Origin of the sequence: Hominisplanchenecus faecis (assembly GCF_020687205.1) — a bacterium.
In the GTDB taxonomy this organism is placed as follows: Bacteria; Bacillota; Clostridia; order Lachnospirales; family Lachnospiraceae; genus Hominisplanchenecus; species Hominisplanchenecus faecis.
Genome location: NZ_JAJEQE010000102.1, coordinates 1 through 1,313, shown reverse-complemented (window position 1 = coordinate 1,313; position 1,313 = coordinate 1). Strand labels below are relative to the sequence as shown.

The window sequence follows — 1,313 nt, the reverse complement described above, 5'->3', positions numbered from 1 at the left end:
GTTGCGAGGAAGATTATAAACGGCATCCTGTACCGTTGCATCATCTGATTGCAGTGGACGAAATGACAGACTGGGGTATGCCAAACAGATTGCGACTGTATGAGATCAACCCGGAAACATTATGCCAGTATACAGGATTGTGTGATAAGAATGGTAAGAAAATCTGGGAAAATGACATTGTACAGTATGGGGAATATACGGCTGTTGTCAGACATGGAAAATATACAGCAGGATTTTATGCTGATTTTCCAGAGGAAACAAATTACAGAAAAGATCTGGGCTACTGGTACAAAAAAGTAAGTGTGATCGGCAATGTGCTTGAAGATACAAAAGGAAACCGTCTGGAATCCCATACGGTTAGCGAGCCCGGATGGATCCCGGTGACAGAGAGATTGCCGGAAAATGATAGTTATGTGCTGATGTCGTTTGAAAATTTCTCTCTTCCATTGGTTGGGAGATACGTGGATGATGAAGAATTAGGTGGTGCATGGTATCTGGGGGATTGCATTGACGAAGATACCTGTCTGGCAAACGACCTGTTCGTCAATGCCTGGATGCCGCTGCCGAAACCATACAGGGAGGATGAATAACATGACAATATACCATAAAACATTGCAGTACCACGAAGGTGGGAAACAGCCAGTGCTTCCAGTGCTGAAAAATAATGAACAGCGGAGAGCGTGGCTCAGAAAATACAAAGAATGGGGATTGTGGTACGAAGACGAGAATATTGGATGTAAATATTACAAGTATGATTTTGACAACGGGGCAAGATTGATCGCGGAAACATATATCATTCCGGGCAATAAACACACTCCGGAAAGAGAAAGCTGTTATTTCCATCTGGTAGGAGGTCCAGAGGCTGAAAAGAAAAATGGAGTTCCTAAGTGGAATGTAAGAGAAACTTACAGCAAATATCCCAACAGTGAAACGGAACTGGCAGAATTTTTGAAATCATTACAGAAGGGGAAATAAAAAATGAATTACGACAGAACGTGTGACACATGCAGATACCACGGCAGCAGAGGGGTCTGTGTGTGCCCGAAGAGTGAAGAGTTCAGAGATGTTACAGTGAACACATACTGCTGTGGACAATACGAAAGAAGCTGGAAAAAAGCCATGGTTGAGGCGTTCATGAAAGGGGCGAGAAGATGAAGGATGAAAGCAGCTGAGAAGAACGCCAAACGGCGGGCACATTATAACCATCTGGAGCGTGCAGTGGATGCTGAGGCGGCTAAACGGTTCCAGGAGCAGACGGCTTTATGAACATACCGGACGGAATCGAAGAAGAGCTTCCGTTCGATTAGGAGACA

The 1,313-nt window shown here is 44.5% G+C and carries 3 protein-coding genes; all 3 read left to right on the top strand.

Going from position 1 to position 1,313, the window contains the following annotated elements; genetic code table 11:
• Window positions 1-590: YopX family protein (locus tag LKD42_RS15055; protein ID WP_248836171.1), on the top strand; the 590-nt coding region annotated here is incomplete at its 5' end.
• A 1-nt stretch (window position 591) separates the two neighbouring features.
• The gene (locus LKD42_RS15050) at window positions 592-975 is read left to right on the top strand and encodes a hypothetical protein (RefSeq protein ID WP_248836170.1); all 384 of its coding nucleotides are present in this window, start codon (window positions 592-594) and stop codon (window positions 973-975) included.
• Between the two features lie 3 nt (window positions 976-978).
• Window positions 979-1,155, top strand: a complete 177-nt coding sequence (locus LKD42_RS15045; RefSeq protein WP_201428275.1) for a hypothetical protein — start codon at window positions 979-981, stop codon at window positions 1,153-1,155.
• Window positions 1,156-1,313 lie beyond the last annotated feature (158 nt).